The organism is Kitasatospora sp. NPDC057015, from assembly GCF_042673745.1.
GTDB lineage: Bacteria > Actinomycetota > Actinomycetes > Streptomycetales > Streptomycetaceae > Kitasatospora.
The window spans coordinates 51586-63436 of sequence record NZ_JBHUSG010000025.1; the positions used below are offsets into that span (position 1 = coordinate 51586).

General features: G+C 74.6%; 9 protein-coding genes. 1 reads left to right on the forward strand and 8 read right to left on the reverse strand.

The annotated features are described in order from the left end of the window. Positions 1–5: 5 nt before the first annotated feature. From ACFTWP_RS22845 to eccD, 8 genes are all read right to left on the reverse strand, one after another. Positions 6–314, reverse strand: coding sequence for a hypothetical protein (locus ACFTWP_RS22845; protein WP_380266508.1), 309 nt, complete (start codon positions 312–314; stop codon positions 6–8). Next, positions 307–747 carry a YbaB/EbfC family nucleoid-associated protein gene (locus ACFTWP_RS22850; RefSeq protein ID WP_380266509.1) on the reverse strand — a complete coding sequence of 147 codons (441 nt, stop codon included), beginning with the start codon at positions 745–747 and terminating at the stop codon, positions 307–309. The genes ACFTWP_RS22845 and ACFTWP_RS22850 overlap by 8 nt, the downstream gene beginning before the upstream one ends. 147 nt (positions 748–894) lie before the next feature. Further along, positions 895–2910, reverse strand: coding sequence for a hypothetical protein (locus tag ACFTWP_RS22855; RefSeq protein WP_380266510.1), 2016 nt, complete (start codon positions 2908–2910; stop codon positions 895–897). A gap of 85 nt (positions 2911–2995) precedes the next feature. Continuing rightward, positions 2996–3436, reverse strand: coding sequence for a hypothetical protein (locus ACFTWP_RS22860; protein WP_380266511.1), 441 nt, complete (start codon positions 3434–3436; stop codon positions 2996–2998). A 5-nt stretch (positions 3437–3441) separates the two neighbouring features. Next, positions 3442–3747 carry a hypothetical protein gene (locus tag ACFTWP_RS22865; protein ID WP_380266512.1) on the reverse strand — a complete coding sequence of 102 codons (306 nt, stop codon included), beginning with the start codon at positions 3745–3747 and terminating at the stop codon, positions 3442–3444. Between the two features lie 138 nt (positions 3748–3885). Continuing rightward, positions 3886–4233, reverse strand: coding sequence for a WXG100 family type VII secretion target (locus ACFTWP_RS22870; protein ID WP_380266513.1), 348 nt, complete (start codon positions 4231–4233; stop codon positions 3886–3888). 132 nt (positions 4234–4365) lie between these two features. Beyond that, complete coding sequence (gene eccB / locus ACFTWP_RS22875) at positions 4366–5826, reverse strand: type VII secretion protein EccB (protein WP_380266514.1); 1461 nt, start codon at positions 5824–5826, stop codon at positions 4366–4368. 141 nt (positions 5827–5967) lie between these two features. After that, complete coding sequence (gene eccD / locus ACFTWP_RS22880) at positions 5968–7341, reverse strand: type VII secretion integral membrane protein EccD (RefSeq protein WP_380266515.1); 1374 nt, start codon at positions 7339–7341, stop codon at positions 5968–5970. A 279-nt stretch (positions 7342–7620) separates the two neighbouring features. On the opposite strand from eccD, the gene eccCa reads away from it, so the two are divergent. Further along, the gene (eccCa, locus tag ACFTWP_RS22885) at positions 7621–11757 is read left to right on the forward strand and encodes a type VII secretion protein EccCa (protein WP_380266575.1); all 4137 of its coding nucleotides are present in this window, start codon (positions 7621–7623) and stop codon (positions 11755–11757) included. Positions 11758–11851: the final 94 nt, after the last annotated feature.

Consider the following 11851-nt stretch of genomic DNA (forward strand, 5'->3'; position numbering starts at 1 on the left):
GCGCGTCAGAGCCGGCCGATGATGGTGGTGGTGTGGTCGTCCGCGTTGTCGAGGGTGGTGGCCAGCGCCTCGCCGTTCACCCCGGCCTCGCCCACGGTGGTGTGGATCTTCACGATCAGCTCGGTGAGGATCGTGGTCCCCTCGTCCACCTGCGCGTGGTACTGCTTGCCGATCTCGTCCTTGCCGCCGACCTTCAGGTTGATGCCGTTGACGATGTCCACGTCGGCCTTGACCTGCGCCACGAGGTCCTGGAGCTCGTAGAACTCGGTGAAGGTCTTCTTGAGCCCCGACGTCTTGGAGGTGACCTCAGCCATGGAACTCCTCCTGACGGGCGGTCTTCTTCTGCTGGTCCGCCGGCTCGTGGCCCGGACGCATCGCGTAGAGCGGGGCGAGGATCTCGTCCAGCTCGGTGCCGCCGGTCATCGACATCCGCAGCGTCTCGCCCAGGTCCTCGAACCGGCCGATGCGCTCGGCGACCTGCTCGCCCACGCTCGCGCGGGCCTCGTTCAGCACGTCGGTGAGCAGTTTGGCGAGCTCCGCGGGAGCCATCTCGCGGTAGCCGTCGGTGTGGAAGGTCAGCGAGACCACCTGGCCCTGCGCGCCGACCTTCGCGGTGACCGTCCGGTCCTTGGAGGTGGCCGAGGCGGTGAGCTCGTTCATCTCCTTCTGGACGGCCTCGGCCTTGGCCAGCTCGGTCCGCATCTCGTCCATCGCCAACGCGATCTGTTCGGCGAACGGGTTGCTCATGTGCTTCCTTCTCCTCGGTGTCGGGGCGCGGGTGCCGCGCCCGGTCGGGTCGGGGCGCCGCGCCGCCGGGACGGGCCGGCGGCGCGGCGGTACGGGCGGGCGGGCGGTACGGCGGTACGGGCGGGCGGTACGGCGGGTACGGCGCCCTCAGCGTCCGATGACGCCGTGCACGGCTCCGGTCTCGGTGCCCCAGACCTCCTCGTCCTCCGCCAACCAGGTGGTGCGCCGGCGGTCCTTCTCGCCCTGGCCGCCCGGGGCGCCCATGCCACCGCCGGGCGGCATCATCGGCGGCATCCCGCCGGAGCTGGTGGTGGTCTGCCGGCCGGTCAGCAGGGACTGCTCCTGGGCGGCGGCCCGGGCGGCCTTCTCGGCGGCCAGCCGCTCGGCGTTGGCCTGCTCCACCGCGGCCTTCACCGCCACCGGGTCGCCGCCGTTCGCCAGGCTGCGGGAGCTCAGGCCGCCGCCCATGCCGGTGATGCCCGGCAGGCCGCCGGTGCCGATCAGCCCTCCCGCGCCGGAGCCGGACAGCCCCGCGCCGAGCCCGCTCGTGCCGTACGCGAAGCCGCCGGAGCCGAAGTTGCTCGGGGTCAGCAGGTCGTCGCCGCCACCGCCGCCCGCGTAACTGTCCGCGAGGAGCTGCCGGTACTGGGGGACGGGGGAGCCCTGGCCGTCCCGCAGGGTGCCGTCCGGGCCGATGGTGTAGTCCTTGCCCACCACCATCGGGTTGCCGTTGGCGTCCAGGACGGGCTTGCCGTTCGCGTCGACGACCCGCCCGTCCTCGGTGATCCGCGAGCCGGTCGGCACCGTGACGGGCTTGTTCGACCCGCTGCCGCCGCCCGGCAACGACCCGTCGCCGAGGGATCCGCCGCCGTTCAGGCCGCCACCGATCAGGTCGAGCCCCCCGGTGCCGCCGCCCGTGCCTCCGGCGCCTCCCGAGCCGGTGCCGCCACCCAGGGTCAGACCGTCGCCGCTGCCGCCGCCGCCCGCCCCGAGGTTCTTGATCTCGGGACCGCCACCGCCACCGCCGAGGTCCTTGGTCTCGGGCCCGCCGCCTCCGGTCAGATCCTTGTCGATCTTGTCCGTGATGTCCTTGGTCGGGTCCTTGTCCGGGTCGCCGACGTCCGTCTTCGGCGGCGTGGCCATCGGCATCCGCAGGGTGGGGTTGCCGACGGGGTGGCGCTCCATCAGGGTGCGGGTCTTGTTGAAGCTGGTCTCCAGGTCCTGCATCGCCTTCTTCGCGGCGGCGTCGAGCGGTGCGAGGTTGCCCTCCCAGATCGCCTTCGCCCGCTCCTTGACCGCGACCCAGAACTCGTCCTTGTAGGGGTCGCCGAACTTGGCGCCGCTGAAGGTGACGCTGAAGCCGGACGCCTTGCTGGGGCCCCCCTTGAGCCCCTCCCCCGACTTGCCCCAGAAGTCCATCGGGTCGTTCGTGGAGGACGAGTACTTGAGCTGCACCTTGGCGCCCACCAGGCCCTCGTAGAGCGCGTTCGCCAGCGCGTTCAGCGGGCTGGACACCTTGCTGCCGCGCCAGCTCTCCCAGGCCGTGACCAGCGGTCCGAGCGCGTCCCGCACGACCTTGCCGTTCTCCCGCAGGGAGGCCGCCACGCCCGCGTCGGCCAGCCTGCCGCGCAGGGTCTCCAGCTCACGGCTGTAGGCCGTCAGCACGGCCCGGAACGAACCCGCCGCGCTGCCCTGCCAGTCACCGTCCGGGGCGTCGACGTCGGTCGCCCACTTCCTGGTGACGGGGATCCAGCCGTCGAGGAAGTGGGTGACCTGCTCCAGCATGGTGGCCGCGTCCTCGAAACTGGCGACGCTGACCCGGTCGTTCGCCTTCGCGGCCCACAGCGGGTAGAGCACCCTGGGCCCGTCCCGGAGGAACTTGCCCCACGGGGTCGTCTCGGCCAGGAAGTCCTCCCACTTGAGGGTGAGGCCGACCGCGACGCTTCCGGTGTGTGACGTACCGCCGGAGGTGAACGAGAAGTTCCAGGAGTACCAGGAGTCGAACGCCTGCCCGCCGAGATCGGCCCCCTTGATGCCGTTGGTGATCTCCACGTTGTGCCCGCCGATCCACTCGACCTTCGGGTCGGTGAGGCCCGTACGGCCGTCACGGGCGGTCAGGTTCGACGGCGCGAGCATGCTGAGCACGTCTTCCCACTGGTCCACGGCAAGTCCCTTCCTGGCTGGGCGCGGCTACCGGACGTGGTGGACCGACCCCGCGCCGAAGGCCGGTCCCCGTACGACGTCGGACTCAGGCTCCGCCGGGGGCGCTCCCGCCGCCCTTGAGGACGTCGTCGATGAGCCACATCAGCTGGGCCGCCGTGAGCGCGTTGTCGTTGCCTTCCGTCTGCACCCAGTCCGCGTGCTTGAGGTCCTCGCGCATCAGCGAGACCTGCGAGGAGAGCCCCTTGATGTACGTCTGGAGGCCCCCGGTGTACGTCCCCAGGCCCGCGACGAGGGAGGTGGGGGACGGATAGCCGTCCACGGACGTGCCGGCGAGCAGCCGGCTCTTGGCGCTCTTCCCGTCCCCGCCGGCCGAGTACAGCATGATCCTGGCGAGTGCCTCGGACGTGTCGAGGTCGTCGATCAGGCCCTTGAGCTTCTGGTCGGCGAACTCCGCGAGGTAGTTCTCGGTGATCTTGACGCCGCCACCGCTGCCGCCGTCGTCCGGGTCGTCCGTCGGCTTCCCCACCGGGCTCAGCCCCTGGTGTGGTCGAAGTGGGTGCTGGCCAGCATGTCCGCGTCCCGGATGGTGTCGCGCATCTGGCCGAGGACGGACTTCGCCTCCCCGATCTTCGTCGACATCGTCGAGTCGGCGTCGCTCAGCTGGAGCGAGAAGGCGTCGGCCGCACCGGAGAACTGACCGATCAGGTCGGTGCCCAGGTGCTGCTTCAGCTTGCCCATGGTCTCCTCGTTCTGGTGGACCATCTGCTGGAAGCTGGTGCCCAGGTCCTCGATCGCCACTTCGAGGTTGGCGTAGTGGAGCTCCATGTCGCCGCTCATGGTTCGGCCCTTTCGCTGGATGTGCTCGGCCACCGCCCGTTGCGGCGACCGGTCCGACAGTGGATCGCGTGCCCGTCGGGCAACCGGTTGTCCGGGCCCTGCACGTGCCCGTCCGGGCGGCCGGCCCGCCGGGTTCGTCTAGGGGTTCAGCACGGCCTCGATGCCGCCGGGGATGTCGACGCCGCCGCCCATCCGGTTGACCACGCTGAGGTTGTGGGTGCCCGCCTCGCTCAACTGGCCCTTGCCCGCTGCCAACTTGGCCTCGAAGTCCTGGTAGGCCCGGGTCACCTTGGCGTACTCCACCGCCCACTCGGCCATCTTGCCCTGGTAGGCGGAGCTGGCCGCTCCCTTGAAGCTCTCCCGCACGGCGTCGGTGATGCCGTCGATGTGCTGCCTGGTCTTCTCCATGGCGTCGTACTGGCTCTGGACCCAGGCGATCACCTGGTCGATGGCCGCATCTGTGTTCTTGAACGTCGGCGTGCTCACGGGAGTCCCTCCTCGCATGGCGCCGGCCCGGAACGGTCGGCGAGGCGTGTCGCGGAGCCGGCGAACTCGGCCCGCCAGGGTGAACGGCGCGGCGGCGTCCGGCGGTTCACCGACCGTCCCGGCCCCGGCGGTTCACCGCGCGCAGCGGCCCTCGGCGGCGGCCGGGGGCTGGACGACGCCGGCGGCGAGCGGTGCCGGGTCGAGGCTGGGTCCGGTGGGCAGGAGGGAGAGCAGGCGGCCGGGCACGGCGGCGGGAGCGGCCTTGGCGTAGCCGAGGCGCTCGGCCACCGCCGCGGAGGCCAGCGGGTACTTCACGCCCGTGTCGGTGACGAGGTAGAGCGTGCTGCCGAAACCCCCGCCGGAGAGGGCCCGCACCAGCGCGCCGCCGCCGGGGCGCACCGCGATCCGGTCGGCGGGCGTGCAACTCGGGATGACGCCGGGTTGCAGGGCCGGCGGCAGGCCGAGCACGGTGACGGCGTCGGGGACGGCGAGTTCGAGGTCGCCGCCGTCCGCCGTGGGGTGCAGGGCCGCGCAGACGGCGCGCTCCGCGCCGGGCAGCAGCAGCGCCGGCGGACGGCCGGGCAGGCCGGCCGGGTTGAGGGCGGCGGTGGCGGCGGCCGGCGCGGAGTGGGCGGCGAGATCGGCCGCGCCGACCGGGGCGGGGGTGACCTGGCCGCCGCCGTAGGCGTCCCGCTGGGTCCGCAGATCGCCCTGGAGCAGGGCGAGTTGGGTGGCGGTGACGGGCACCAGGCCGGCTTCGGTGAGCAGGTAGCGCTCGTCGCCGGTGCCGGTGCCGGTGAACAGCTGGCCGATCCGGGTGGCGTGGCCGGACAGAGCGGGGCCGGCGTTCCCCCGGCCCGGCAGCTCGGGGGCGCGCAGGTCCGGCCCGACGGGGAAGGCCGCGAGGAACGAGGCGGTGACCGGCACGGGGACGGCCGCGGCGTAGCCCAGGGCGCGGACGGCCCCGCCGGCGGCGTCGAGGGCGAACCGGCTGCCGTGCCACAGGAGATGGACGGTGCCGTCGGGCGCGCCGACGAGGACGGCCTGCTCACCGGCGTCCCGGCCGGGCTGGCGGGTGCCGACGCCGACCGTGAGCTGCGGAACGGACTTGACCGCGCCGGAACCCGCGGTCTGGACGCTGCAGACCAGCCAGTCGGCGCCGGCGACCGTGGCCGCGCCGGGCAGCCCGTCGGGGGCGCCGACGATGCCGATCGGAACGCCGCGCTCGGCGCCCGCCAGCGAGCGGGCGGAGACCTGGGCGACCGTCAGCTGGTCGCCGGCGAGCAGCCTGGCACTGGCCTCGTTGAGCACGGGGTGGAGCAGGCCGTCGGCGAACAGGTAGCTGGCGCCGGTCTCCTTGACCACCACCAGGGTGCCGGGCTTCTTCCAGCCGCTCGCGCCGCCGGGTTTGACCAGACCGTAGACGCCGGCGCCGACGCCGATCAGCAGCGCGACGGCGAGACCGAGCGCGGCGCCCCTGTTGGTGCGGCCGACGGGGGTGTCGGGGGCGTCGGGTTCGGCGCGGAGCACGCCGGCGGCGACCCGGCTCATCACGAACAGGTGGGCCTGCACCTGGTCGCGTCGGGACTGCATGCGGTCGTCCTCCTGAGTACGGGGTGCGGCGGGGGTTCGGCGGGCGGGGGGTTCGGCGGGCGGGGGGTTCGGCGGGCGGGCTGCGGCGGGCGGGGTCCGAGGGCAGCGGGACGGCGGGCGGGGTCCGCCGGGCGCGCCGGCTCAGCCCGCCAGGCCGCGCATCGCCTGGTAGAAGCCGAGCACCTGGAGCGCGAGCGGCAGCAGGGCGAGCGCGGCCAGCGAGTGCAGCAGGTCACCGGCCCGGCCCCAGTAGGGCAGCAGCCGGCGGCCCGGCACCGTCCAGGCGGTGACCGCGAGTCCGGCCGCGACCGCGAGCAGGACGGTGAACAGGACGAGCCGGCCGCCCTGGTCCGCGTCCTGCCCGGAGCGCACCGCCAGCAGGGCGAAGCCCAGCGCCCCCGGCAGCAACAGGGCGAGCCGCTGGCGGACGCCGCCGATGTCCCGCGCGTGCAGGAGCAGCAGCGCCGACAGGTCGGCGGACAGCACGGTCACGCCCCAGCCGCCGCCCCGGGCGGTGCCGAGCAGCGCGAGGGCGGTCGCGCACACCGCCCCCACGGCGATGAAGCAGCCGGCCAGGTACCCGTCGGCGACGAGGCTGCGGGCGAGCACGTCCTCGGCCGGGAACGGCTCGATCTCCTCCTGGAGCTCGTCGGCGTTGCGGGGCAGCGCGGGCAGCCTCAGCCCGGCCAGCTTGAAGGCCAGCCCGGGTACGAACGCGCCGAACAGCACGGCGGCGGCGGCGGTCACGGCCGCGGAGTGCGTCGCGGGGACCCCGTACGCGGCGAGGCCGCCCGCGCCGAGCGCCAGGACGGCGGCCACCAGGAGCCCGACGAAGAACGGGCCGGCGCCGACAACGGCCAGCGCCAGCACGGTGGCGCCGACGGCCGCAGACCCGCCCGCCAGCAGCCGGGCCGGGCCGGTGACGCCGGGCAGCAGGGCGGCGGCGGCCGCCGCGTAGCCAACGCCGGCGACGCCGAGCGCGACACCGGCCGGCGGGTCGCCGACGAGCCTGGTGGCCGCGGCGCCGCCGCCGAGCAACAGGACGGCGGTGACGGCGGCGGCGGCGCAGCGGGGGCCGGCCGGGCCGGGCAGGGCGAGCAGCAGCAGGCCGCAGGCGAGCACGGTCAGGGCGAGGGCCAGGGCGAGGTGGTGGGTCGCGGCGGGCCGCCAGGAGTCGCCGCGGGCGGTGGTGCCGGCGCGGACGCCGTCCACCAGGTCGTCGAAGTGCACCTCGGGCAGCGCCTCCAGGCCCGGGCGCAGGAAGAGCTCCTCCCCGTCGTGGAGCCCGAGCCCCTCCAGGGTGCGCTCCTCGTCCAGCGGCGGGCCGCCGGGGCGCTGGAGCACCCAGCCGGAGTGTTCGCTGCCGCTCTCCTCGACGCCGGGGCCGGCGTAGCCGAGGACGGCGGGCAGCAGGTCGGCGAGGACGACGTCACCGGGGAGGGCGAGTTCGAACGCGGCCTCGGGCGCGCGAAACCTCAGCCGGACCAGTCCTGCCGCCACCGTGGTACCGCTCACCTGTCGCGCCCTCCTGGGGTGCCGGCCTGCCCGGTGTCCCGTCACAGAGGTACGGGCGGCACCCGGCCGGCGGTTCACCGGGCCGGTCGGCGGTCGACCGGGCGCCGCCGCGTCCGGTGTCCGGTGAACCGCCGGGGCCCCGCGGGCCGTACGCCTGAGTGCGGCGCGGCCCGAGCCGCCGGGCCCACCGCCACCGGCGGCGTCACCGGCGCCGCGAGAGGAGAACCCCCGTTGAGCGTGGTCCTGGTCGACCGTCCGCCCCGGCGTCCCGGACCGGCGATGCCGGACGGCGAGCTCCAGCTCCAGGAGCCGCCGGTCCTGCCCGAGCAGCAGAGCGGCATGTCCAACATGATCGCGATGGCGCCGATGGCGCTGAGCTCGCTCTCGATGGTCATGATCTTCCTCAACCCGCAGTCCGGCGGCGGCCCGCTGACGTACGTGGCGATGGGCATGATGGGCCTGTCCGCCGTCGGCATGCTCGTCACCCAGCTGATCCGCGGCGCCAGCGACCGCAAGCGCCAACTGCGCGCCGAGCGCCGGGACTACCTGCGCTACCTCTCCCAGATGCGCCGCCAGGTACGCCGTCACATCGTGAACCAGCGGCTGGCGCTGGCCTGGCGCCACCCCGAGCCGGGCGCGCTCGGCTCGCTGGTGCGCACCTCCCGCCTGTGGGAGCGCCGCGCGGCTCACCCGGACTTCGGCGACGTGCGGATCGCCACCGGCTCCCAGCGCCTGGCGGTGCGGCTGGCGCCCCTGGCCACCCAGCCGGTGGAGGACCTGGAGCCGCTGTGCGCGCACGCGCTGCGCCGGTTCATCCACGCGTACGGCTCGATCGCCGACCAGCCGATCGCCGTCCACGTGCGCGGCTACGCCCATCTGCTGATCCGCTGCGAGGAGCCCGGCGACGACGCCGACGGCGGCGGTGCGCACCCGGCCGGCGATCCGGCGCCCGCGGGCCTGATCGGCGCCGCGGGTGGTGAGGGTGCGCCGGGCTCCGCGCCGGCCTCCGCCCAGGCCCCGGGCCCGGCGGCCGACCCCGGCCCGGCCCGCGCGCTCGCCCGCGCGATGCTCGCCCAACTCGCGTTCTTCCACGCCCCGGACGAGCTGCGGATCGCCGCCGCCGTCGCCCCCGAGCTGCGCGCCGAGTGGGCCTGGCTGAAGTGGCTCCCGCACGCCCTGCACCCCACCGAGACGGACGGCGCGGGCCCGGTGCGGCTGGTCGCCGACTCCCTGCTGGAGCTGGAGCAGCTCCTCGGCCCGGAGTTCACCGACCGCCCCCCGTACGAGCCGGACGCGCAGCCGGGCCGGGACGAGCCGTTCACGGTGATCGTCCTGGACGGGGTCAGACTGCCCGGCGGCAGCCGGGCGCTGCTGGCCGGCTACCGCAACGCCGTCCTGCTGGACCTGGCCGGGGCGGTGGACTGGCAGCACGCGCCCTTCCGGCTGCGGCTGCGGATCACCGGAGGCCGGCTGGACCTGGTCACCGCCGACCGCAACCGGCACGACGAGCTCACCCCGCTCGGCCGCCCGGACGCCCTGCCCCTCCCGGCCGTGACCCGCTTCGCGACCGTGCTGGCACCGCACCGGCTGGGCGACTCGCTGGACGCCTCCGAGCCGCTCAGCACCGACTTCGACCTGACCGCGCTGCTGAGCGTCAACGACCTGCACCAGCACGACGTCGCGGCGAGCTGGGCGGCCCGGCCGCGCAGTCAGCGGCTGCGGGTGCCGATCGGCGTCGGGGCGGACGGCAACCCGGTGGAACTGGACCTCAAGGAGTCCGCGCAGGGCGGCATGGGCCCGCACGGCATGCTGATCGGCGCCACCGGCTCCGGCAAGTCCGAGCTGCTGCGCACCCTGGTGCTGGCGCTCGCGCTCACCCACTCCTCCGAGACGCTGAACTTCGTCCTGGTGGACTTCAAGGGCGGCGCCACCTTCCTCGGACTGGACGAACTCCCGCACACCTCCGCGGTGATCACCAACCTGGCCGACGAGGCCGCCCTGGTCGACCGGATGCGCGACGCCCTGCACGGCGAGCTGAACCGCCGCCAGGAGCTGCTCCGCTCGGCCGGCAACTACAGCTCGCTGCTGGACTACGAGAGCGCCCGGGCCGGCGGCGCCCAGCTCGACCCGCTGCCGACGCTCTTCATCGTGGTCGACGAGTTCAGCGAACTGCTCTCCGCCCACCGCGACTTCATGGACCTGTTCATCATGATCGGCCGGCTCGGCCGCTCGCTCGGCGTGCACCTGCTGCTCGCCTCGCAGCGCCTCGACGAGGGCCGGATGCACGCCCTGGAGTCCCACCTGTCGTACCGGATCGGCCTGCGCACCTTCTCCGCGATGGAGAGCCGCGGCGTGCTCGGCGTGCCCGACGCCTACCAGCTGCCCTCCCAGCCCGGCAACGGCATCCTGCGCAGCGACACCGCCACCCTCACCCGGTTCAAGGCGGCCTACGTCTCAGGGCCGTACCGCCGCCGGCGCGGGGCGGCCCAGCAGGCCGCGGCGGCCGGCCAGATCGTCCCGTACGGCACCGAGTACACCGCGCCTCGCCGTCCCGACCCGGAGACGCTGGCGGCGGCGGCGCAGGCGCGCCGGGCCGAGGAGGAGGAGAACACCGTCACCCTGCTGGAGCTGGCGGCGGAGCGGATGCTCGACGCCGGCCCGCCGGCCCACCGGGTCTGGCTCCCGCCGCTGGAGACCCCGCCCACCCTGGACGAGCTGCTGCCCCCGCTCGCCCCCACCCCGCACCACGGTCTGGCCCCCGACGGCCGCGCGGCGGTCGGCACCCTGAGCGTCCCGGTCGGCGTGGTCGACCGCCCGTTCCAGCAGATGCGCGAGCTGCTCACCGCCGACCTCTCGGGGGCCGGCGGCCACGTCGGGATCGCGGGCGGCCCGCAGAGCGGCAAGAGCACGATGCTGCGGACCCTGGTCACCGGCCTGGCGCTCACCCACACGCCGCAGGAGGTCCAGTTCTACTGCCTGGACTTCGGCGGCGGCACGCTCTCCGGGCTGCGCGGGCTGCCGCACGTCGGCGGCGTCACCGGGCGGCACGAACCCGAGCGGGTCGGACGCACCCTCGCCGAGGTCAACGCCGTGATCGCCCGCCGCGAACTGAGCTTCGCCCAGCTGGGCATCGACTCGGCCGCCGCCTTCCGGCGCCGCCGGGCCGCCGGGGACCCGGCGCTCGCCGACGACCGTCACGGCGACGTGTTCCTGGTGATCGACGGCTGGAACACCCTGCGCCAGGAGTTCACGGACTACCTGCCCGCCCTCACCCTGATCGCCGGACGCGGTCTCAACTACGGCGTGCACCTGGTCGTCGCCGCCGCCCGCTGGGGCGACATCTCCAGCGGGCTGCGCGACCAGCTCGGCACCCGCTTCGAACTGCGGCTCGGCGACCCCATCGACTCCATGATCAACATGAGGGCGGCCGACACCGTCCCCCGCACCGCCGGCCGCGGCCTCACCCAGGACCGGCTGCACTTCCTCACCGCCCTCCCCCGGATCGACGGGGTCGGCGACAGTGAGGACCTCACCGACGGCGTGGCGGACCTGGTGGACGCCGTCAACGAGCACTGGACCGGCCCGCGCGCCCCCCAGGTGCGGATGCTGCCGCTCCAGCTCGACGCCGCCGCACTGCCCGCGCCCGAGGGCCGGCTGCGGGTGGCCATCGGCCTGGAGGACACCGCGATCTCCCCGCTCTGGCACGACTTCGAGGAGTCGCCCCACCTGCTGGTGGTCGGCGACAGCGAGAGCGGCAAGACCAACCTGCTGCGCCTGATGGTCTCCGCCATCACCACCGCCTACACCCCGGCCGAAGCCAGGATCATGCTCGTCGACTTCCGGCGCGGGCTCTACGAGAGCGTCCCCGAGGAGTACCGGCTGGGCTACGCCGTGGCGGTGGACGTCCTCAAGCAGGTCGTCACCGGCGCCGCCCGCGCCATGGAGGCCCGGCTGCCCGGCGAGGAGATCACCCCCGCCCGGCTGCGGCTGCGCGACTGGTGGACGGGCCCGGAACTCTTCGTCATCGTCGACGACTACGACCTCATCCCGAGCCAGATCGGCGGCAACCCGTTCGGCCCGGTGCTCGACCACCTCGCGCAGGGCGCCGAGCTCGGCCTCCACCTGATCGTCGCCCGCTCCGCCAACGGCATCGGGCGGGCCTACTCCGACCAGCTGCTGCGCCGGCTCCAGGACGTCAACACCCCGGTGGCGCTGCTCTCCTGCCCGCCGAGCGAGGGCACCCTGTTCGGCAACGTCAAGCCGCGCCAGCTGCCGCCCGGGCGCGCCCTGCACATCACCCGGCGACGGACCGTCCAGGTGCAGACCGGCCTGATGCCGGACCCGGACGGCGCGGACGACGTGGTCGGCGAGGTCGGCGCCGGTGCGGCCGGCGGGACCGGCGGGGGGACCGGATGACCTCGTCCGGCGGGCCGCGGGGAGGGCCGGCACGACGCGGCCGGCAGGGCGCCCCGACCGCCACCGGTCCCGGTCGCGGGGACGGCCGGTGAAC